This window comes from Mesorhizobium sp. M7A.F.Ca.US.005.03.2.1 (assembly GCF_003997795.1).
GTDB classification, from domain to species: Bacteria; Pseudomonadota; Alphaproteobacteria; order Rhizobiales; family Rhizobiaceae; genus Mesorhizobium; species Mesorhizobium ciceri.
Genome location: NZ_RZRP01001616.1, coordinates 1 through 447 on the forward strand (window position 1 = coordinate 1; position 447 = coordinate 447).

Sequence of the window (447 nt, forward strand, 5' to 3'; positions counted from 1 at the left end):
GCTTGGTGCGGCCGTGCGAGAAGTTCTGGCGCACAGTGCCCTGTTCCATACCGGGGCGCTTCAGCGTCAAGGTCTTCTTCGGCGTCACACTCAGCGTATTGTCGTCACCCGATTTCGTATCGCTCATTCCATATCCTCTGCGGCATCATCTTCGTCAGCAACAGCCGCAAGCATTGCCAGATCGTCCGGGGAACCGCCCCGATACCGGTCGAGCGCAACCATGCGCTTCTGGACCGCCCTGCCCGCGTCTCCCGCGAGAACGGCAGCATGTATCACATTTGTACCCCCCAATGCCAAGCTCAACTCGGCCTCGGAGAAAAGTTTGTAGGCAAGGATAGCGGGCCCACCAAGATGGACCGTCGCCCGTCGCGCCTGGCTGATCTTGCGCACGCCGTCATCGGACGCCTCGGAAGCATGCAGCACGAAAAGCGCCAATCCGCCGCGCAC

The 447-nt window shown here is 61.5% G+C and carries 1 pseudogene; it reads right to left on the reverse strand.

Annotated elements, in window-relative coordinates:
• Window positions 1-123: 123 nt before the first annotated feature.
• Window positions 124-447 (reverse strand): annotated as a pseudogene (locus EN991_RS39465) (DNA-binding protein); the annotation flags it as partial.